The sequence below is a fragment of the Gimesia chilikensis genome (assembly GCF_007744075.1).
GTDB lineage: Bacteria > Planctomycetota > Planctomycetia > Planctomycetales > Planctomycetaceae > Gimesia > Gimesia chilikensis_A.
Genome location: NZ_CP036266.1, coordinates 2024501 through 2047279, shown reverse-complemented (window position 1 = coordinate 2047279; position 22779 = coordinate 2024501). Strand labels below are relative to the sequence as shown.

13 protein-coding genes are annotated in these 22779 nt (G+C 50.9%); 5 read left to right on the top strand and 8 right to left on the bottom strand.

Going from position 1 to position 22779, the window contains the following annotated elements; translation table 11 throughout:
* Nucleotides 1–9 precede the first annotated feature (9 nt).
* Both HG66A1_RS07765 and HG66A1_RS07760 read right to left on the bottom strand, forming a co-directional pair.
* On the bottom strand, nucleotides 10–1386 hold the full coding sequence (locus tag HG66A1_RS07765; RefSeq protein WP_145181738.1) for an FAD-dependent oxidoreductase: 1377 nt from the start codon (nucleotides 1384–1386) through the stop codon (nucleotides 10–12).
* Between the two features lie 142 nt (nucleotides 1387–1528).
* Nucleotides 1529–2956 carry a DUF1501 domain-containing protein gene (locus HG66A1_RS07760; protein WP_145181735.1) on the bottom strand — a complete coding sequence of 476 codons (1428 nt, stop codon included), beginning with the start codon at nucleotides 2954–2956 and terminating at the stop codon, nucleotides 1529–1531.
* A 246-nt stretch (nucleotides 2957–3202) separates the two neighbouring features.
* Here HG66A1_RS07760 and HG66A1_RS07755 point away from each other — a divergent pair, with 246 nt between their 5' ends.
* Nucleotides 3203–5713, top strand: a complete 2511-nt coding sequence (locus tag HG66A1_RS07755) for a DUF1549 and DUF1553 domain-containing protein (protein WP_145181732.1) — start codon at nucleotides 3203–3205, stop codon at nucleotides 5711–5713.
* Nucleotides 5714–5732: 19 nt separating this feature from the next.
* The gene (locus HG66A1_RS07750) at nucleotides 5733–8159 is read left to right on the top strand and encodes a hypothetical protein (RefSeq protein ID WP_145181729.1); all 2427 of its coding nucleotides are present in this window, start codon (nucleotides 5733–5735) and stop codon (nucleotides 8157–8159) included.
* 48 nt (nucleotides 8160–8207) lie between these two features.
* Here HG66A1_RS07750 and HG66A1_RS07745 read toward each other — a convergent pair whose 3' ends face one another.
* From HG66A1_RS07745 to HG66A1_RS07730, 4 genes are all read right to left on the bottom strand, one after another.
* Nucleotides 8208–9866, bottom strand: coding sequence for a Glu/Leu/Phe/Val dehydrogenase dimerization domain-containing protein (locus tag HG66A1_RS07745; RefSeq protein ID WP_145181726.1), 1659 nt, complete (start codon nucleotides 9864–9866; stop codon nucleotides 8208–8210).
* Nucleotides 9866–13984: a response regulator gene (locus tag HG66A1_RS07740; RefSeq protein WP_145181723.1), complete on the bottom strand. Its 4119-nt coding sequence runs from the start codon at nucleotides 13982–13984 to the stop codon at nucleotides 9866–9868. The genes HG66A1_RS07745 and HG66A1_RS07740 overlap by 1 nt, the downstream gene beginning before the upstream one ends.
* 400 nt (nucleotides 13985–14384) lie before the next feature.
* Nucleotides 14385–16427, bottom strand: coding sequence for a PQQ-binding-like beta-propeller repeat protein (locus HG66A1_RS07735; RefSeq protein WP_145181720.1), 2043 nt, complete (start codon nucleotides 16425–16427; stop codon nucleotides 14385–14387).
* 48 nt (nucleotides 16428–16475) lie between these two features.
* Nucleotides 16476–16964: a HEAT repeat domain-containing protein gene (locus HG66A1_RS07730; RefSeq protein WP_145181717.1), complete on the bottom strand. Its 489-nt coding sequence runs from the start codon at nucleotides 16962–16964 to the stop codon at nucleotides 16476–16478.
* A gap of 952 nt (nucleotides 16965–17916) precedes the next feature.
* Here HG66A1_RS07730 and HG66A1_RS07725 point away from each other — a divergent pair.
* Nucleotides 17917–18273, top strand: a complete 357-nt coding sequence (locus HG66A1_RS07725) for a cytochrome c (protein ID WP_197997030.1) — start codon at nucleotides 17917–17919, stop codon at nucleotides 18271–18273.
* A 67-nt stretch (nucleotides 18274–18340) separates the two neighbouring features.
* Here the strand turns inward: HG66A1_RS07725 and HG66A1_RS07720 are convergent, their stop codons facing one another.
* Entirely contained in the window at nucleotides 18341–19108 is a 768-nt protein-coding gene (locus HG66A1_RS07720; protein ID WP_145181714.1) for an SDR family NAD(P)-dependent oxidoreductase, read from the bottom strand.
* A gap of 241 nt (nucleotides 19109–19349) precedes the next feature.
* Between HG66A1_RS07720 and HG66A1_RS07715 the strand changes: the two genes are divergently transcribed.
* Nucleotides 19350–19838 carry an SRPBCC family protein gene (locus HG66A1_RS07715; protein ID WP_145181711.1) on the top strand — a complete coding sequence of 163 codons (489 nt, stop codon included), beginning with the start codon at nucleotides 19350–19352 and terminating at the stop codon, nucleotides 19836–19838.
* On the opposite strand, the gene HG66A1_RS07710 is transcribed toward HG66A1_RS07715, so the two are convergent.
* Entirely contained in the window at nucleotides 19835–21076 is a 1242-nt protein-coding gene (locus HG66A1_RS07710) for a sialidase family protein (protein WP_145181708.1), read from the bottom strand. The genes HG66A1_RS07715 and HG66A1_RS07710 overlap by 4 nt on opposite strands.
* Nucleotides 21077–21294: 218 nt before the next feature.
* Here HG66A1_RS07710 and HG66A1_RS07705 point away from each other — a divergent pair, with 218 nt between their 5' ends.
* Nucleotides 21295–22767 (top strand): Nramp family divalent metal transporter, encoded by a 1473-nt coding sequence (locus HG66A1_RS07705; RefSeq protein ID WP_145181705.1) that lies wholly within the window; start codon nucleotides 21295–21297, stop codon nucleotides 22765–22767.
* The last annotated feature ends 12 nt before the right edge of the window (nucleotides 22768–22779 follow it).

Below are 22779 nucleotides of genomic sequence, written 5' to 3'. Positions count from 1 at the left end.
TGGCCGAACTCAGACGATGGCTCCCTGCTCGCTTAATGTCGTTCTTAACTGATCGATATCCACGTCGCGCGGGGCTACTCCCTGCTTGATTGCCAGGCTCGCAGCGGTTCCCGCAGCCTGACCGGTGGCATAACAGGGAGGAATCACTCTCGCAGATGCGGCCCCTTCGTGATCCGCAGATATCGGACGGCCAGCCACCAGCAGGTTCTCCACATCGCGCGGCACCAGGCAGCGATAGGGAATTTCATAATGATCGGCATGAATCCCCTCCAGCCTTCCCCGGGGTCCCTGGGGATCGTGAATGTCGATCGGATAGGAACACTGCGCTATGGAATCCTCGAACTTCCGCCCTTCGAGCACATCTGCCCCATTCAGCACATAGTCCCCCAGAATATGACGTGTTTCCCTCACCCCCACTTGAGTTCCCGTGGCCAGCAATTGTGCATTTTCCAGGCCGGGACAATGGGATCGGAAGAATCGAATCAGTTCCCACGCCTGGCGACGACTCTCGATTTCCGCCCGGGACAGGTCATCGGGATTCGTACCGTCCACGTTCTGGACGCGGGTTGTGTTGACCCGCCACTGCCCCGGAGTCGGCTCACGATAAATATTCAGGAACTCGCGTTCCAGTGTCCAGTCACCGCTTTCCCGGGCCTGTTTGACAATACATTCAAACAGTCGCTCTCCCGGATGCAGAACTTCATGCTCCTTCATCCAGGCAATCACGCGTTCATCATCGACATTGCCAATCGTCAGAAACAGCGTCACCGGCATCATTTTGCCGTCCGCCTTTCGCCCCACTTCAAAGGGAGCTCCGGCCTTGGCAGCGATATCGCCATCGCCAGAAGTATCAATAACAGTTCGCGCCCGGAGCAGTCCCAGGCCGGCCTTGTCCAGAATTACGATTCCATCAATCTGCTGATCCTGCATCACCACATCGACAAACGAGGTATGAAACCGGATCCGTGCCCCCGCCTCGCAAACCATTTCCAGGGCCGCCATTTTCAATGCTTCGACACTAAAGGGGGTCACATTGGCATGTCCGAGATCAATAAAAGAAGCCCAGGCAGATCCGGCTTCTGTCGTAGAGGGATCGACGGCTCCGCCCATCTGGACCATTTTATCGATGACTTCCTGAAAGACACCAGCCACCAGTTGCCGCTTCCCGTCAGGCGTGTAGGAGGTCATGAAGGGCCCGACCATCCCTGCCGTCGAAGTGCCTCCCAGAAAACCATAGCGTTCGACCAGCACGGTGGACGCCCCGTTACGGGCAGCAGCTGTCGCTGCAGCCACACCAGCCGAGCCACCACCGATCACAGCCACATCGACTGTCTCGCGGAGCGGAATCTCCCATGTTTGCGTAATTGAATCAGACGACTGCGACATCACGTACTATCCCTTCGAGAGTTTTTGAATAACTACGATAGCAGTGAACTCTCAGGGTCGCAATCTAGCAACAGGATAAGTGGAAGGGCGCACCATCCCTATGATTTAAATATAGAAGTGCAACAGAACGCTCACTAGCAGCTCAGGCAGAGACTGGCTGCAGTTCGCGTATCGGCTTTCCGAAGGGCAGAATGGGAACCGGACGACCCTGCAGATCGTGCAGGATATGCTCATGATCGATACCCAGGTGCCGATAAACGGTGGCCCAGAGATCGTTCGGAGTCAGTCGACGTTCCACTGGATATTCCCCTTTCGGGTTAGTTGCGCCGATCACCTGACCGGTCTGCATCCCACCTCCGGAAACCAGTACTGACATCGCTTTTGGCCAGTGGTCTCGACCGGGCTGCATGACACCAGTCTGAGTTCCCCGCTGAACTGAAAGCTTCGGAGTCCGACCAAACTCGCCCGTCACCACCAGCAGAACTCGTCGGTCGAGTCCCCGTAGATAGAGGTCTTCGATCAGAGCAGAAACGGCCTGGTCATAAGGAGGCAGTCGCCATTCGCAGTCCTTGAAGAGATGCGCATTCACAGCGTGGGAGTCCCAGTTATACGCTGCCGTCTTAGGAGTCTTACTCCCCGGGAAAGGATGTTCCCAGACCATCGTGACAAACCTGACGCCTGACTCGACCAGACGCCGACCTAACACAGCCCGTTGACCGTACGCATTCCAGCCATATCGATCACGGACCTCTTTGGGTTCCTGAGAAAGGTCAAAAGCCCGACGGACTTTTTCACTGGTCAACATGTCGATGGCCTGGCGGTTAAAACTGTCCATGGCTTCCATCGAACCACTTTTGTCAACGTCACGACGGAAATTGTCGATCCCTTTCAGCATGGCAATTCGGTCGTCGAGACGCGTTTCCATCGCTGATTTCACGCCGATATTCTGTACTTTGAAATCGGGATCACTGGGATTGCCGGCTACCATAAATGGAGTTGATGATGGTCCCAGATAAGCGGGCCCCATGGCAAAGGTATCAATGGACGCACGGGAAGAGTCAACCTCAGTCACACAGACCGGCATTTCATTCCCCGGTTGCTCCAGCATTTTCTTCACAATTGTATTTACAGCTGGGGCGTCATTGATTGTACCCACTGGAGTTGCAGGAACACGGCCGGTCATGAGCCGCTTATGTCCGCCACCATGATCGGCAAACTCATGATGAATCGAGCGAATCAACGTAAACTTGTCTGCAATTTTCGCATGCTGTGGCAGCATCTGGCAGACGTCGAGACCGGGAACATTAGTATGAATTGGTGAATATTCCCCACGGTACTCAACTGGTGCCCCCGGCTTCATATCATATGTTTCCATATGAGGGGGTCCGCCCGGTAACCAGACGAAAATCACAGCCGTATCATCAGTTGCGTTTCCTGTAGAACTGGCAAGCGCCTGCTGACGGAGCAAATCAGTCATACCCAGACCAAGCATACTTGCCCCACCGATTTCCAGGAAGGTGCGACGTTTCATCGGTCCTGCACAACGCTGATTTCTGGATTTGGCACTCATGAATTCATCATCCCGATTCAAATATTGCCGTCTGAGCATTTTCTTAACAAGTACGCATCAACGTATTGTAATGTATATTGCATCGTTTAGAATAGAAATTCAAGTTCAATTTAATTTCAGTTTCTCCCGGAATTCATTCCAAAACTGACTGCCATCCCCTAAATACTGATTGGCAGACCAGTTAAGGAGCTATTTACAGAGTCAGTCCGGGTGAACCTCCAGATTCCAGATATCTTGGGAAGATCGATGAAATTGAAGCATTATTTTCTGCTGATTGTTTTATTCGCCGGCATCCTCTTTGGGAGGCTGGAGAAATCTTCCCATGCGGCTGAGTTGGAAGTCTATCTGCCGAATCAGGACCAGGGGATTGAATTATCAGATCCCGATGCCCGTCAGCAATTATTAATCACACACAAAGACCAGTCGGGTTCCATAAGCGATGTCACGCGGAGTGTGAAATATCAGGTTGAACCAGAGGGTATCGCTGTGGTCAGCCCCACCGGATATATCAGCCCCCTGTCCAACGGGTCTGCTACCATTACCGCCTCTCTGGATTCGAAACGTTCCCTCAAAATCCCGGTACGCGTTTCTTCGTTCGAACAGCGTCGTCCGGTCAGCTTCTACAATGACGTCATCCCGCAACTCACGCGGGGTGGTTGTAACAGTGGCGCCTGCCATGGCACGCCTTCCGGGAAAAACAACTTTCATTTGTCATTATTGGGTTTTGAACCGGGCAATGACTTCGAGTACATCACTAAAGAATCTCTCGGACGCCGGATTAACCCGGCAGCACCAGAAACCAGTCTCTTGTTACAAAAAGCAGCTGGAATAGTACCCCACGGTGGAGGAAGTCGGTTCAAGGCGGATGGAGCAGAAATCAGACTGATCGCCCGCTGGATTCGCGAAGGGATGCGGTATGATCCGGAAAAAGAAGCGACGGTGACGCACATCGAAATATTTCCTCAAGTCCGCGTCCTGCCCAAACAGGCTACCCAGCAACTGGTCGTCACTGCTTATTTCTCTGATGGAACGAAACGGGACATTACGCGCCTGGCGGAATTCAAACCAAACCAGCCTAAGATGGCAGCAGTCGACGAACTTGGACTGGTGACATTAAAAGACCAGACTGGCACAACATCGGTCATGATACGTTTCCAGGAACAGGTCGCCGTTTTCATGACGACCATTCCTCTCGGCCAGCCCACGCCTGACTTGCCGACTCCTGAGAACTTTATCGACCAGCATGTTTTTGCGAAGCTGAAAGTGCTCGGACTTCCCCCTTCAGAACGATGTGATGATTCCACCTTTCTCCGCAGGGTGACTCTGGATATCACCGGTCGGATCCCCACTTTGGAGCAGACACAATCTTTTCTGGCTGATCAGGGTCCCGATAAACGGGCGCGTAAGATTAACGAACTATTGGACAGTTCCGGCTATGCAGATCTGTTCGCGTCTAAATGGGCCGGCGTATTACGTAACAAGGCCGGCGGAAATCTGGAACAGGTTGCCCGGGAGACTTTCGGCTTTCATGCCTGGATCCGAACCAGTCTGGCCACGAATAAGCCTTATAACGAATTCGTAACAGAGCTGATTACAGCCCGAGGCAAGCCGGGGACCAATCCTGCCGTCTCATGGTACCGAGCCGTTAAAGATCCCAAAGATCAGATGTCAGACATCGCCCAGGTTTTCCTGGGGGTCCGCATTCAATGCGCGCAGTGCCACCATCACCCCTATGAAAAATGGAGCCAGGACGATTTCTACGGATTTCAGGCATTCTTCAACACACTGGGACGCAAAGAAGTTTATAAGCTGCCGGAAGACGACATCGTTTACCATAAACGAATCATCGCGGTTGCCAAAAACCCGAATACAAATCGCGAACTGAAACCAACGCCGCTGGATGGGGCAGCCCTGGACATCCCTGCTGAACGGGATCCGCGAATCGATCTGGCTAACTGGGTCACAGATCCCAAGAACCCCTTCTTTGCCAAAATGCTGGTGAATCGTTACTGGAAACATTTTTTCGGCAGAGGTCTGGTTGAACCGGAAGATGACATTCGGATCACAAATCCAGCGACGCACCCTGAACTGTTGAATCAGCTGGCAGACTCATTCGTCAAATCGAATTATGACCTGAAAGCAATCTGCCGCACCATCTGTAACAGCAGAACCTATCAACTCAGCTCTTTTCCGAACCAGTACAATCAAAGTGATGAGCAGAATTACGCGCGCTACTATCCTCGACGGCTGCCAGCCGAGATGATGCTGGATGCGATGAATGATGTTGCAGGTTCTAAGAACAATTTCAATCACCAGCCGGTGGGTGTTCGGGCAGTCGCCTTACCCGATGATTCAGCCAACGTCGAGTCATTTTTCCTGCGGGTCTTCGGTCGGCCGCAGATGGACACGGCCTGTGAATGTGAGCGCACCGCTAATGCGGACCTGGCACAAAGCCTGCATCTGATCAACTCCGATACGATCCAACAGATTCTTTCCGCCTCTGACGGCCAGGCAGTCCAGTTGGCCCGTGACAAAAACAGGGACGATCAGACACGCATCAAAGAGCTGTATCTGCATGCTCTTTCTCGATCTCCCAATGAAAATGAACTTGAGACAGGGCTGGCTCATCTGCAGAAGAAACGGAATCAGTCGAAGGCAGATCCCAGGATATTATCTCTCGAACAGGCTGAGAAACAGGCCTATGAAGATATTATCTGGGTGATCATCAATACAAAAGAGTTCCTGTTCAACCATTAACAGTTACTGTGAAGCAAATATGAAAACCAGCACCAGGTTCATCCCTGCACTTTGTCCGTTGCTCTTCCTGCTGTTAAGCAGTCTGCACTCGCAATACGTGGAAGCCCAGCTCCCCACGGCAGATTTGAGGCAGTTGCGCCCCTTTGCTGCCCCGGCAGGGAAGACTGTTGATGTCAGCATCATTGGTTCCAACCTGGATGATGCATCCGAATTAAGATTCTCCCATCCAGGTATCACAGCGAAACCAGTAATGCTGCCTGCTGATGAATTTCATCCGGCTCCGAGGCCACAGGGATCCCGCTTTGAAGTTTCGGTCTCCGCAGACGTTCCTCCGGGTATCTACGAGGCACGCGTCGTTTCTTACTTTGGTCTTTCGACGGCACGCCCATTTGTGGTGGCTGAAGCTGATAGCCGGGAAATTGCGGAAACCGGCAATCATGCTACCCGCGAATCGGCCATGCCTGTGGAAGTCAATTCCGTAATCTCAGGTGATGTTCCCTCCCGCGGAATCGACTGGTATCAGCTGAAGGTAAAAGCGGGAGAGCGGATTCTCGTAGAACTGCTGGCACAGCGTATCGACTCACGCCTGGATGGCCAGATTATTGTTTACGATTCCGAAGGTCGCGAAATCACCCGCAACCGCGACTGGTTCGGCCGGGATTCGTTTGTCGAAATCCTGTCCCAACAGGATGCCACATATTATCTGGCGATTTCTGACATTCTCTACCGAGGGGGCTCAGAACATTTTTATCGTCTAGAGATTTCTAATCGCCCTCATATTGATTTCATTTACCCCCCTGCTGGCAAACCGGGTTCCACACAGACTTACACCATTTATGGTCGCAACCTTCCCGGAGGCAGTTACGGAAAATCTGCGGAGCTCAATGGCCACAAGCTGCAATCGGTAGAGGTGGAAATCACACTCCCTGATGTAGCAGGCCCTACAGGTAGTTTTCAACCGGGTAAACCACGCCAGGGTCTGTTGGATGGTTTTGATTTTCAGCTGGGGAATTCTAACAGAATCAAGATCGGTTATGCGACAGCCCCTGTAACTCAGGAGCAGGCCCATCTGGACCGGCAAAACGTTTCGATCCCGACGGAAATTGCCGGACGATTCGATCAGCCGAATGACGAAGATCAGTTTGTCTTTCGTGCAAAGAAAGGAAAAACCTATTGGATCGAAGCCATCGCAGACCGGATGGCTTGTCAGGTGGATCCGTTACTGATTGTGCAGCAATTGACCCGCTCCCCTGCTGGTGAAGTCAGCGTGAAGACAGTGACCGAAAATGATGACCTGGCTTCCTATTTCAGCCCCCACAATAAAAATGCAATTAACCTCGACACAAATGACGCAGCGGTCTCGTTCGTCGCAGAACAGGATGGGGAGTACCTGGTGACGATCGTCAATCAGTTTGGAGGAGGCAGCGCAAAAGATCTTTATCGTCTGGCGATTCGAGAACCCAAGCCTGACTTTCATCTGATCGCAACCACAGAACGCCCGCTGCCTACCAATCGTACGGGTTACTCTGTCACCCCCCTGCTCCGACGAGGGGCCAACTGGGGTGTGCGGATTGTCGCTCCTCGTCAGGATGGCTTTACAGGAGATATCGTTGTAACGGCAGAGAACCTTCCCAACGGCGTCACTGCCCAGCCTCTGACGCTCAGTGGAAAGACCGACCATGGAATTCTGATCCTCTCTGCAGATGAATCAGCCAAGACATGGGCTGGTGAAATCCAGATTAAAGGAACTGCCCAGATCAATGGTCAACCTGTGATGAAAGAAGCACATTTTGCGTCCCTGATCTGGGGCCACATCTTTGCCGATGCGATCCGCGTTCGTTCCCGGCTCACCACAAGCATGCCTCTGGCAGTGAATCAACATGAGACGGCCCCCGTCATCATTTCCCCAGCAGAGGATAAAGAGTTGACTGTTGAATTGAATCAGAAACTGGAGATTCCCATCAAGCTGACCGGTAGCGGGAATAGAACGGGTAACCTGACGATTGAGCCGCACGAACTGTTTGGTATCCAGCGCAATCCTCCTACCGTAAATATCGGAGAGAAAGACACGGAAGGCAAGCTGGTCATCGATTTCAGGCCCAACGGGAATTTCAAAGCAGAACCGGGACGATATCAGTTTGCACTGCTGGGTGTGGGCGTAACACAGTATCGCCAGAATCTGCCAGCCAGTCAGGCTGCGAAAGCCGAATTGGAGCGACTCGAAAAACTGGTCGCGCAGCTCAAGGCCGATGTTGAGTCCAGCAAAGCGGATGCAGCCAAAACCAAAGCAGCCTCTGACAAACTGGCTCGCGCTGAGAAACTCGTAGAACAGGCGGCCCGAACAGCCAAATCCGCAGAAGCAAAGTCAGCTCCCGCCAATACGAAATTCGCAGCCTGGTCGAAACTGATCACGGTCAATGTCGTCGAACCCGCGAAGAAGAAATAGATTGTCTTTTATCCCACTCTTCATTTCCCGCTGAAATTGCACTTTTACTTATGGGAACAGACCGCGCGCCAGCTTAGCCTGCGCGACGCGTTCAATCCCTTCCATGAGTGCCGCCGTCCGCATGTCGACGTTGTTCTTCTCCGCACGATTCAAAGTACGCTGAAACGCATCTTGCAGAATGCGTTTCAATCGTTGATTGACTTCATCCAGGCTCCACATATAGTTCTGCGTATCCTGCACCCATTCGAAGTAAGAAACAGTCACCCCACCCGCGTTTGCCAGAATATCAGGGAGTATGAAAACCCCTTTTTCATTGAGTACCTCATCAGCTTCCAGTGTAGTTGGCCCGTTAGCACCTTCCGCCAGTAGACGGCATTTAATGCGATCTGCATTTTCTGCTGTGATCTGATTTTGCAATGCAGCAGGTACCAGAATATCACACTCCAGTTCCAGCAGTTCCTGGTTCGTGATTTCATCCCCTTCAGAATAACCTTCCAGAAAACGGTTCTGCCCCACATACTCAAGCAGTGAGGACATCGAAAGCCCATTACGGTTATAGATGCCCGTGGTTGCATCGCTGACACCGATGATTTTCACGCCCAGATCACTTAAAAACAGGGCAGCATGACTGCCCACATTTCCAAACCCCTGAATCACAGCCGTAGACTCACTGAGATTCATCTTCAGATGCCGGGCCGCTTCTTCAATCAGATAGACGACGCCTCTCCCTGTCGCTTCATTACGTCCCCGAGCCCCCCCGAGGACGACCGGCTTACCTGTCACGACTGCAGGTACAGAGTAACCTACCTGTTGGCTGTAAGTATCCATAATCCAGGCCATCACCCGTTCGTTGGTTCCCATATCAGGAGCCGGAATGTCTTTCTCAGGTCCAATAATCGGGCTGATTTCGGTTGCAAATCGTCTGGTGAGACGTTGCAGTTCATGACCGGTTAGCCCCGTGGGATCGATGCGTACGCCCCCTTTGGCTCCACCAAAGGGCAGGTGCACCAGGGCACACTTCCAGCTCATCCACATCGCCAATGCTGAAACTTCTCCGAGGCTGACATCCTGATGATATCGAATCCCCCCCTTGGTAGGTCCCATAGTCAGAATGTGCTGAACTCGATAGCCGAATACGGTTTCGACTTCGGTATAATGATCTCGACGAAATGGAAGAGTCACGACCAGCGTTCGTTGCGGAAACAACAACCGCTGACGAATATTATCGTCCAGCCCCATATACTGGGCCGCCTTGAGGAACTGTCGCTGTGCCAGCCTGAACATCGGCGAATCCCATTCGGCATCCCGCACACGTGTCCGCTCGATCGCATAACGCAAAGAACGAGTTAGCGAAGTTCGGCTCAGCTGTGTCTTAACCAGATAATCCTGGGCTCCAGCCTCAACGGCTTTCGCAGCCAGTTTCACATCATCCAGGCTCGTAACAATTACGATCGGGATCGCGGGGGCAAACGAACGGACCCGGATGAACGTATCCAGGTCCTCGCTGTCGGGCAGGGTCAAGTCCAGCAGAATAATGTCGACCGGAACTGCTTCGAGCAGTTTCAAACCATCCTGGAGAGATCCTGCATGCTGTAACTGAAATATGGGTGCCCGGGATTCCCCCAGCAGGGTTTTCACCAGTCCCACATGAATCGGGTTATCTTCAATGAACAATACTTTGACGCCACTTCCTGATGCGACATTCATTATTTATTTCCTTCCAGAGCGGTAGAATCAATGTGAGCAGAAACAGCTGGCAGTAATCGGTCGACTTCCTGTTCCAGGGCAGGTAGAGCTTCGCGTGCTTCCATCAGCTTTTCATCTTTTCCAAGTAACTCCAGCTTTAAAGCGGCATCGGCTGCATGGTGTGCTTCAAATACGGCCGCTGAACTTTTAAGTGTATGAGCGGCTCGTCTTAGTGACGTAGCATCCCCCTGTTGTATGGCATCCCGGATCTCGTTCAGTAGTTTAGGGGCTTCCTGCAGAAACAGTTGTCCCAGTTCGCTCAAGGCCTCAGCAGGTATTTCTGCTTTCTCCATTGCCTGCTCCCAGTTCAATACATCGTCATGGGAATCCTGTTCTTCAGACGGGTTCATGATTAACTCCTCTCTCGATTCTTCCCCCTGGGTTGTCTCGTGTTCCATCTGAATCGAATCAGCCTGCTGTTCTGACACTTCAGGTGTGGACTCATTTTTTACAGTTGCGAGTTGGGCATTCATTTGCAGTGTTTCTTCAATCATCTGGTACAGTTCCCGCACACGCACCGGTTTAGAAACGTAGCCGTCCATACCGGCCTCAAGGCAGCGTTCCCGGTCCCCCTTCATCGCATGTGCAGTCATCGCAATGATTGGTATATGTTCCTCTCTTGTCTGTTCGTAGTCTCGAATTTCGCGTGTCGCTTCCAGACCGTCCATCTCAGGCATCTGGACATCCATTAGAATGAGATCAAAATGGGCTGTTTTTCTCTGTTCGACCGCCTCTTTCCCGTTGGTCACGACAGTAATTTCGTGGCCATGCGGTTGCAGCAGGGCCAGCGCCAGTTTCTGATTCACGATACTGTCTTCTGCCAGCAGTATTTTTAAAGGCGGAATACGCTTACCCAGTTCAGCCGTTTTCAATCGCGTCGAATGATGATCTACCCCGTTAATTCCCAATGTCTCTGCAATCGAGTTAAACAGTTCCGACTGCTTGAGAGGCTTAATCAGGTGCGCTGCAATTCCGAGTTTCTTGCAGCGGGAGATCTCCCCTCTTCGGTCACTGGAAGTAATCATCATAATGACTGCACTTCCCAGTTCCTTATCCTGTTTGATCGCTTTCGCCAGCGAGAACCCATCCATCGTTGGCATATTCGCGTCCACCAGTACAAGATCGAAAGGTTCACCCCCCCTCACACGGGCATGCATCGCTTCCAGTGCATCTTTCCCACGCGTGACGGTCTGGGGTTGCATCTTCCAGTTAGAGAGCATTTCTTCCAGAATCTGACAGTTGGTGAGGTTATCATCAACAACCAGCACGCGCAGGCCATCCAGGTCGGCTTTGACCAATGGCTCACTGGCGGGGACTTCTTCCTGCGTCAGTTCAAAATGAGCCGTAAAATGAAATGCACTCCCCTGATCGACTTCACTGATGACCCAGATTCTTCCCCCCATTAAATTGATCAGGCGGGAAGCAATCGCCAGGCCGAGTCCAGTACCGCTGAACCGACGGGCCATCGATTCATCAACCTGCTCGAAGGCCTGAAAGATTTGTTTCTGTTTGCTTTTGGGAATTCCGATCCCCGTATCACGCACGACGAAGTGCAACAGAACGTCTCTCTCTGATTGAGATTCGACATTTACATCTACGACTACTTCTCCCTCATCCGTAAATTTGATGGCATTTCCGACGAGATTGACAATGATCTGTCGTAAGCGGTAACGGTCACCAACGATGGTATCAGGAACTTCCGGCGCCAGATGAAATGCCAGTTCCAGGCGTTTGTGATGCGCGCGAACAGCCAGCGATTTCATGGTATCTCCCAGATTTTCCCTCAGGTGGAATGCGGCCTGCTCCAGGTCGAATCGGCCTGCTTCAATTTTGGAGAAATCCAGAATATCATTGATGACTGCCAGTAGAGATTCCCCCGATTCCTGCACCATGGTCATGTATTCCCGCTGGGTGGGGTTCAGATCGGTATCGAGCAGTAATTCGGTCATGCCAATTACGGCATTCATGGGAGTTCGGATTTCGTGACTCATCGTTGCCAGAAAAGCACTTTTTGCCTGGCTGGCAGCCTCGGCAGCTTCTTTAGCTCCTTTGAGTTCTTCCTCGGCCCGCTTGACTTCCGTGATATCATGCACAAAGGCCGCAAACAGAAAATTGTCCCCCTGCCGCACGGGAGTGATCGTCAGTTCCACAGGAAATTCATGGCCATCCTGGTGCAGAGCCGAGAGCTCCAGACGCTTGTTAAGAACAGGGCCTTCACCTGATGCAAGAAATTTTTCGATCCCCTGCATATGTTGCAATCGATAGCGTTCTGGAATGATGGTCTCCACCAGCGACTGTCCAATCACCTCCTGTTGAGTCCATCCAAAAGTCGCTTCCGCCTGTTCATTCCAGTCACAAATGCGACTGTTCTCATCGATACCGACGAACGCTTCGTGCGTCGTCGCCAGTATGGCCCGGTTTTTCTTATCGCGTGATTCCAGTTCTTCCTGTGTGGCTTTCGCTTCCGTAATATCGTGCATCACGATCACGCCACCACGCAGATCACCACGATCATTTTTCAAAGGACGTGCAGTCACACTGATCCAGGTTCCGTCAGGAATATCGGGATTCTTAAGAAAGAGAATCGAATCATCGAGTGACTCTCCCCGCATGGCCCGCGCCAGAGGCAGATCCTCGGAAGGACACATCGAAACTCCGTCTGCAAGGTAACACCCATAAATCTGTGACCACTTGGAAGGATCTACATTCTGCGGTCCGATGCCAACAATCTGCTCTGCAGCCGGGTTCCAGAAGACGGAATTCCCATCCTGATCCGCAACGATCACACCGTCCCCCATACTGTCCAGAATTGACTGCAGGATTTGAGTCTGGCGACGCAATTTCTTTTGTGACGCGTTCAACTCAGCAGTTCGCTGTTCGATCCGTTCCTCCAGTTGATCCCGTGAGGCTGCCAGCTCTGCAGTCATATGATTAAACGCAGCCCCCAGCATCCCCACTTCATCTGTCGAAGTGATCGGCACCCGGACATCCAGATTTCCACGAGCAATTTTCGATGCAGTATCGGCCAGTCCCAATACCGGCCGGGTCACTCTCCGGGCAACCAGAAAAGAGACCACCATTCCGAAAAAAACGAGCCCAAACTGCAGTCCCAGTAACAGTTGACGTAAATGTGTTACGGGAGCGTAAGCTTCTGTCAAATCTATTTTGGCTACCATTCCCCAGGGAGCATCATCACTATTAGGCTGATAATCTACAGGACGGTAAGAAACAAGCACCTCATCGCCACTGTAATGCATAACCTCGGATCCGCTTTCCCCATTCAGCGCTTTCTCCATTGCAGGTACTTCTTTGAGCTGTACTGATCGTTGCGTACTGTCTTCCGGAGTCAATAAATATCGTACCTGATCTCCCTCTCTGGTCGCGACCAGAAGTGCCCCCGTGTCCTGCAACCCCGTCCGATTCGTCAGAATCCGCTCCAGAGGAGTAACATCGAGCCAGACCATTAAAACGCCGATCAGATCCCCCGCTTCACTCTTCATGGGAGCCATGAGGTAAGTCACATACTTACCATCCACTTTCTGTGGATAATCCAGCTGGGGATGTTCTTTCGCTTTCAGAAATCCAGGATCATCGGCAAAGGTCTGATTGAGATAATTGTCACTCGTCGCAGTGATCACAGTCCCTTCCGGATTCACAATCCAGAGATCTCGAAATTCGGAGGTACTCCCCGAAATAGTGTCTTCGAGTATCCGCTTTGATTCAGACTGGAAAGCATCTTCATCGAGAGTTCCCTGTTCGAAGTCTTGTATCAGCTCCCTCAGGTGAGTCCGACTGGTAATCAACGCAGCCCGATCCAACTGCTGTCGTACATAACCTTCAAATAACGCAGCCCGATCACTGACGACCAGTTGAAGCCGGACGCGGATATTATCGTGCAGAATATCGCGGGCAAAAATATAAGCAAGATGCCCCAGAATACCGGCAGTGAGCACCACTACGATGGCCACAAACAGGGTGTTCTTTAAGAGCAATGATCGCCAGAAAGAAGGTGGCTCAGCTGTGAACGAACGCTGATCGTCTGGCGGTGTGACGGGAATCTGTTGTTCGGAAGCGTACATGAAACTGCCCTTCCTCTCCCCCGATACAGCTCTGCCAGGCTGAGAAAGTTTTAACCGCTGCCCCAACCTGAAAACAGAGGCTCTTGCCTGATGCAATGCCTAAGCTGATTGCTTACTGTATCGGCCTAAGTATATTGTAGGCAACAACCTTTGTTTTGAAAACAGGCTGTCTGACGGAATATTACCCCGCTCATCTACAATGGATTCTGTCACAACAATTCTCCCCGGGTGAAATAGCGACTAACCAATCGCATCACATCCTCCCTGGACGTAAGCATCTTAGAAATCAAGACTTACAGGAATTCATCAGGTTTCTGTTTTGCAAATAAGCCGTTCGCCTGTCTGCTGATTAAAGCGCTAATCTAAATGGAGTGTAGTAATATGAATCTCCTTTTAGAGATCAATAACGCAGCCAGAGGACGACAACTCCACTAGCATAAAAACAGGTAAATGTAATCAGTTTCAATAGCAAAACGAAGCACACCTGCAGCGGTGTCTGAGCTTTTAAATACCATTCCGAGCAACCTGCAGGTAACGCCCCGATAGGTCCCGCCAGAAACGCCCATTCGAAGACGAGGCTCAGCCGACGGCAGATTAAAAAGTAGAAAGTAAATACCCCAAGTAAACCGATAAGTGGCCCATAATCTCGCCAGAAGGCAGCCCGTTGACCTTCCCTGCGAAACTGGACAGACTCCAGCACAGGTTCGGTCGCGATATAGAGACACAACGGCCACGTGAAAATAAAATCCTGATACCAGAGACTGATCCAGGTGGTTCCGAGTGCCCCGGCTAGAAATGCCATGATACGGTATGAGCGGATCCACACCCGCCTTCGATATTGAGCCGGTATCCACCAGAGTGGAACTGCAGCCAGCACCAGGCTGACGATCAGTAAACCGAGAGACCAGCAGTACCAGCTAATAAGCCATTCTGTCGAAGGCAAATCGAAAGCGTACTCTGGTTCCACGGACAGGATCTGTCCCGCCCAGTCGTAGTAAGCTTCCTGCGGAATATCAGCCAGATTGAATGTGGCCTGATCAGTCGGTAACAGATCAGGATCCCCGATATAAACACAGGCGGCCCGGGATTGATTTCGAATAAATACGCAACCACAGTGCAGCACCGGGGGCGTCCAGGTTAATTCTCCTGAAAGAACCGAACATCGAGCCAGAATTTCACATTGCTCGGGATTCTGACGAAGCAGGATCAACTTGCCGCGTTCATTAAGGAGAATCAGTTTTCCATCAGCGACAATGATGCCGGATTGTCCCAGCTCGTCAGAGATGTCATTATTCGATCGTTCGGGGCGTCCAGATCCCTGCTCCCATAATTCTTTACCTGTCAAAAAATCAATACAACGAAACTTACCTCGAGAAGGACGCTGTGTTTTTGACTGTTGATCAAATATATCAAAACCGTAAATCCTTCCATCCACCAGCACACTCGATAACACATCATTGGACATCACACGAGAACGCCAGACTATTTTCAACGGTTCTGAGTGTGGAAACTGATCCGGCAGTTCCAATAATTGAGAGCCAGAACGAAAAGGAGCAGCGAGCCAGAGATACGGTTCTCGATAAAGGGGCCAGGCTGAGTGCTCGTCATATCCTTCGGATAACTCATGCTCGAGCAGCAGCTCTCCTGTCTGCAGATCATGGATAACCAGGGCGTTCTCCAGATAACCCACCACCAGTTTTTGCCCCTTGTGTTCAATCGGAAATGCTGGACAGTAACTGGCAGGTCGATTGCCTGCCTGCCAGACGGTCTTCCCATCGTTGAGATTCAGAGCTACCAGGCTGGCGTCTGGCCCGCCCACTGGTAAGATGACCAATTGATCCACGACTGTCGGCGAACAGGCATAACCAAATCCGTCGCCCCCTGAACCGTGAAACTCTTCCAGTACATTTCTGGACCAGATCAGTTTCCCATCATCAGCATCCAGACAGCCGATAAGTCCACTGGGGGCCGCAAAGAGGACCTTTCCAGCGGCCAGCGTGGGGGTCGCCCTTGGTCCGGGATAAACGCCAGCCAGTTCATAGGGCCAGTCATAACGGTACTGCCAGATCGTTATTCCCGTTTTAGCTTCCAGACAATACACGTATTGTCCCTGTAAAGTCTGGGCCTGGGTATAAACGTGATTCCCCTGGGCGACGAAAGCAGAATATCCCTGTCCCAGTTCTTTAACCCACAGAACTGGAGGTCCCTCTTCAGGCCAGCTGTCCGCCAGATTTATTTCCGGAGAATGCGCATCAAAATCAGCGCCCCGAACATCAGGCCAACCACGATCTTCCACACCGGCTGGTAAAAAAGGATTTGGATCGTTCGCCTGCCCGGGTTTTGCAGTTAAGAAAAACAGAAAGCAAACCGTCGCCAGGATCTGCATCCTGGGGGTTAGCAGATCCTGTTCTGACCGTTTCTTTCTGCAGAAAGAACATTTCACAGGCAGACCTTCTGAAATGAAGGTGCGGGAATTGATAAATCGAACAAGCTATTTAAGCTTTGAAAGAGCCTTTTCGGATTCAACTGGAACCAGCAGAGACGAATCAAGCGACATCAGCGCTTCAACCACAGGGGTCAACGGCTCACGTAGTTTTTCGTCATCTGATGCCAGATGATGTAACACGAAACAACCACCATCCCGGAACCGGGCTGGTTCATTAATCAGGGCACGTAAGAGGGCAGGCACAGAATCGTTACTCATTCCAATTAGAGCAGAAGCAGCAACAAACCGCACACTGTCGTCGTCTGCCAGAATCTCGATCAATGGTTCGACAGCAGCAGGGTCTCTGATTTCTCCCAGTGCTTTGGCTGCTTCCCAGCGCATAGTCTCGGAAGAATGATCCAATGCATTGATCAAAGCCGGGACCGCATCTGATCCTGCTTGAACCAGTTGATGACGCGCTGACTGTCTGATCTCTCCATCAGAGCTATCGAGCTGAGAAATCCAGTCTGTGAGTTGACTTTCGTTGATTGCCATTGATCTGCCTCCTGATGCTGTTCTTAAGAAAATCAATATTCTCCAAAGGTCGAATTAAACACTACATTAATCCTACCAAATCATCCTGATTATACCATGCCGTCAATACAGTACACCAGTCTTTGCTGAGCAAAGAACGGCGGAAGGAACCTGTCAGCCCCGTCTTGACTAATTGAATCTCACGAAGTGCAGACGGGAATCAGTTGTGATCAGCGACAGGGATAATTAGAATTTAAGCTGACGAAAATGTCATCTGAGAAATAAACTCGAACGATTTACCGAGACCCATCAGGCGATTTGTATGACCTACGTCCCCAGCAGAATTTTGATAATTGCATTGATTCTGCTTTCCATTTGTTTTCCCCTCCCGGGTGGGCATTCACACCAGGGGATGGCTGAAATTGAGCTCGCCACCCATCTACGACTTTACCATGCATGCGACCACTCTCCCCCTCTTCTCAGAAGTTGGCACTCCCATTCATCCCTGCCACTGCCCATTTCAGGTTTAATTAATGCATTTCCAGTAGTGGAAGAAAATGAAGCTGCTTGTAAGAAACCACTCAATCAAGAAAATCAACTCGAATCGTACTCTCTAAGGCGAATCCTTTGTAACGTAGATGACCATGCAGTAAGTCAGACTACATCAATCCCGATTCATCACCTTTCAGAAATCGGCTGTCCCCTCTTTCTGCAACTGAATGTTCAATTGATCTAACATCGCCTTACTCAGAGTCAGCTGTAATTTTTTCATCCTGACAGGTTAAGCCTGCAGGAAATGTAATATCCAATCTGATATATCGTTTCATTTAAATTTAGAGAGAATCAAATGCATAGAATTAATCGAAAATCGTTGTTCGGATCTATCGTTCTATTGGGGTTGGGAACAGCCCTGGTATGGTCACAGTCAACACAGTCTCTCGCGGGACCAGATTCAAAGAAATCGCAAGCGGGTGTGCCCGTTGAACCCGATATGCACGAATTCATGGAATATGTCTTCCAGCCGACCTACAAACGGCTGAAGCACTCCATCGCGACAGAACCTGAAAACCGCAAGGCCTGGAAATCCATCAAATCAGATGCCCTCATCCTGGCTGAAGGTGGGAATTTATTGCTTCTGCATGAGCCGAAAGATAACGGCACCAGTTGGAATACTCACAGCGTGAATGTTCGTAAGGAAGGCGGACTGCTTTACAAAGCAGCGAAAGCCAGAGACTTCAAAGTTGCCCGCAAGCATTACGAAGCCATGCTGAAAAACTGCAACGCCTGCCACCAGGACTTTGCAGATGGCGAACATCAGCTGGCTCCTTAAGTCTATTGACAAACTCTAAAAATATAAAATGCCTGACAGAAACCGAAATTCTTGTCAGGCATTTTTTTCAACCACTCTTCTGTCGCGGTCGTGGAATCACAGAAGCCAACCCACCATCGATTCCCAGAATCTGACCCGTCATCCAACTGTTCTCCGGATTCACCAGCCATTCTATCAGTGAAGCGACATCAGCTGGCTCCCCCAGTCGATCCAGGGCATGCATCGAAATCGAAGTCGCTTCCGCAGCTTCTGATTCCCACAAATGACGAGTCATATTCGATTTGACCAGACCGGGAGCCACAGCATTGACTCGTATCCCTCGACTGGCATAGGTGGCGGCTGCTGACAGGGTTAAACCGGCAACCCCAGCTTTGGCAGCAGCAATGGCTTCATGGTTTGCGATTCCAGCTCTGGCTGCAGCAGATGAGATCAAAACAACCGAGCCACCATTCTTACGCATGACCTGAGCAGCACTCCGAACGGTTATGAAAGCGGATGTCAGATTCACGGAAAGCGTTTGAGCCCATTCTTCATCTGAGGTCAAGTGAGCGGGTTTCAACAACACAGAACCAATACAGTTCACAACGCCGTCGACACTTCCATGATTCGCTTCTGCCTGTTTCAGGCATTCATCAATAGTCTGCGGCTGAGCGGCATCGATTTTGTATGCAGGAGAATCCAGTTCCGTGGATAATCGGTTCAGTTTCTCCTGATCACGCCCTCCCAGCATCACTTTATGCCCTGCTTTAACCAGACGTCGGCTGAGTTCAGATCCCACGGATCCAGTGGCCCCCAGTATCACATAGTTTTGTGCATCGCCAACAGTAACAGACATAACTTCTTCCAATTTTTAAATCACAGTGTGCCAGGAATATTATGTGAGTTCAGCATTTCCAGAAGGGGGATTCAACAAATCTGATAATAGAACCCTACTCTTTTTACCACTCAGGACAATAATCACTATGTATGCTTAGGTATTTTACTGTCAGTTTGATAGTCGGCTGACGGCGTATTTCAATCCCTGAAACATCATTTTTTGTCTTCACGTCGACAAGCCTGGCAGGATCACTACAGACATGCTGAATATCAGAAGAAATCCCTCGGGGAATTATGAACTGGAAACTGAGATCTTCATCCCCTGCCCCATCAAGGATGTTTTCGACTTCTTTGCGCAACCTGAGAATCTCGAGACGATTACCCCTCCCTGGCTGAATTTCAAAATCATCACCCCGGGGCCGATTGAGATGCAGGCTGGTGCCTTAATTGACTATCAACTCAAGCTGCACGGAATCCCGCTTCGCTGGAGGACAGAAATCACTGAATGGGTCCCCGGAGTCCGGTTTGTCGATACACAACTGAAGGGCCCCTATCGCCTGTGGAGGCATCTACACACATTTGAAGAACAGACCGATGGTACGCTGGCCAGGGACCATGTGACATACTCCGTTTATGGAGGTGCTCTCATCAATCGCCTGTTTGTGCAAGGCGATGTCGAACGGATTTTCAGATTTAGACTGGAGCGGCTCAGGAATTTTGAGTTTGCAACCACCAGCCAACTGGGTTAGTCAGCTTTTGACTTTCCGGAAGGAGTCGCCCGGCTAATCAGCATCTTGAGTCGGGATTTCGGCCCGATCAGTTTGCGAGCCATGATATCCTGCTCAGTAAAGCGGGCCAGCAATATTTCTCCATCAGTGGACCGGTTCCGATCATACGAAATATAAATTGTTCCATTCGGTGCCTGAAATCCATCGGGATAAGATATTCCCTTCCGCTCATCCAGTACCAGCCCCCCTTGCCAGGCCATGCCGTCATCCTCTGATAACCAGGCACTTAATTGAACCCGGCCTTTGTGGGCATCAATTTTATCACCATGCTTGATTAACAGTAGTCGCCCCGAGGTTAACCGGCGGATGTGAAAGCGGGCATTCGGCTGTTTAATCTGGGGAGGTAATGAAGGCTTCGCCCAGGTTAGTCCACCATCCCGGGATGTTGTCTGCATAATACCTTTACTGGTCCGGGCCAGCATCCAGAGAGTACCGTCTTTACGTTCAACGATCATGTGTTCGTGCCAGTCCGGATTGGGAAACCGGGCGGCTCCCCTGCGTTTCCAGGTTACCCCTTTATCAGTGGATACAAACACATTTGCACCTCGCACAGGATCCAGTTCTTTAAAACATCCCTTGAAAGGACCGAACCCTTCCCGCTGATCGAGGGAAATCGGCAGCATCCATTCTCCATTAGAGAGTACCGTTGGTTTATTCAGTGTGACCCCATGCCAGATACGACGCGGCTCAGACCAGACCGGTACGTCTGCATCAGGGTTATCACAAACGGTGGCCCAGACCCCAGCTCTCCCGTCATACATATGCATTGACTGATCAAATATCAGCCACAAACGTCCTTCAGGATCGGTCCAGAGATTTCCTACTAGAATACTGCGATCCATGGGTAAATCAGTTGAATGTGAATCGAGGACCAAACGGGGTTGTGACCAGGTCTCTCCATCATCATCACTTGTGGCCAGCACAAAAAACGCCTTGGGGCTATCCCCACCAGCTACCCAGCAGGCCCAGAGACGCCCTCCCGGGGTACGTTCAATCCCAATCGTCATGCCGTAATCGAGCTTATCGTAGCCATATTCAGGTAGTGGAGACGTATTCAAAGCAGGAGGAATCAGCGCCAGATCGGCAATCTTTTCCATACGCTCGATTTGATTTATCGACTTCGTTTGGGGTTCGGCTGCAAAGAGTCCCGCACCGAACAAGAGCCCACAAACACCTGCAACAATAATCGAATGTTTCATAAAACTGATGCCCTGTTTTATTAACTGACTCAAAAGACAATTCTTTGCCTGTGATCATTATGGCAAATCACAAGACCGACAACCAGGCGCGAACTTCAAATTGAGACTCCGCGCCACACAGGAATCAAATAAAATCTTGCTGATGTTTAACAATATGTTAGAGTCATGCCATATTGAAAACACGGAAACAAAGCACTGAGGGTATCAGCGAGACTGAAATGAGCAACAACATTAGTCCTCAATCTGCAAGGATCACTGGCGATCTCGCTCCTTGGAGCGAAGAGGATCTACCAGCCCCACCTCCTTTTTCGATTCGCAATCTGTTTCGTACGATCGGCCCGGGGGCCATCCTGCTCGCTGGTTCCATTGGTGGTGGCGAGTGGCTGATTGGTCCTACGATTACTGTCAAATACGGTATGAGTATTCTCTGGATTGCAACAGTCGCGATTGCTCTTCAGCTTTTATTTAATCTGGAGGCAATTCGTTACACACTCTATACCGGAGAACCCATTCTGGTAGGTATTATGCGTTTACGTCCCGGATCTAAGTTCTGGGCGAGTGGCTACATCTTTGCTACCGTAGCGCAACTGGGAGTGCCGGCTCTGGCAGCCGGATGCGCCTCAGTCCTCTTCGCGACATTTGCGGGTCGGATAGCGGGTGACGGAGATGCGACGTCACTTCATCTGCTGACTTACCTGGTAATTGCGATTACGGTAGCTATTCTACTCTCAGGAAAAACAATTGAGCGGATGCTGGAGTACTTTTCCTGGGTGATGATTACCTTCATCTTTTCCTTTCTGATTACCGTCAACCTGCTGTTTGTTCCCTTGTCACACTGGTTAAAAACACTCTCTGGATTTGTCCAGTTTGGCTCACTCCCTGCCAACCTGGATCCGCTTCTTTTAGCCACGTTTGCAGCAACAGCTGGCTCCGGGGGCATCGGTAATCTGGTAATAACCAACTGGTATCGCGATAAAGGCTTCGGCATGGGCGCCAAAGTTGGATCGATTACAAGTGCTTTCAGCCACAGTGAAATGCAGCTCTCGCCAGTCGGAAAAGTATTTCCCCTCACTGAGGAAAACCTGAATCACTGGCGCTCCTGGTGGAAATACGTCTCCGCAGACCAGGTCTGGCTCTGGGGGCTGGGTTGCCTGGTCGGCATGTTACTGAATGTGAATCTCGCAACCGCAGTCATTCCGGAAAACACTAATATGGAGCATCTGGCTGCGGGAGCATTTCAGGCACGTTTCATGGCAGAACAACTCTGGACGGGTTTCTGGTGGTTGGCCCTGTTGAACGGATTCTGGGTGCTGATGTCAACTCACCTTAGTAACACCGATGTGCTCATTCGAACGGTAACGGATATCGTCTGGGTAGCCAGCCCCCAGTTGCGGGAACGTCGTAAGATGAATGTCAGTCGGCTCTATTATCTGTTTCTGATGATTGCCACAGTCTGGGGTTTGTTTGCCGTACACTGGGGACACGCTATTTCCCTGTTTAAAATCCTGGGCGCTGTAGCAGGTCCTGTCCTGGCTGTTGCGGCGATTCAGATCCTGATTATCAACACAAAACTCCTGCCACAACAACTTAGGCCCCCCATCTGGCGGCGTGGTGCCCTGATTGTCTGTGCCATCTGCTATGGCAGTCTGTCTGCTGCGTTCATCTGGGACTTGTATTTGTCTCTTAAATGAGCAAAAATACAC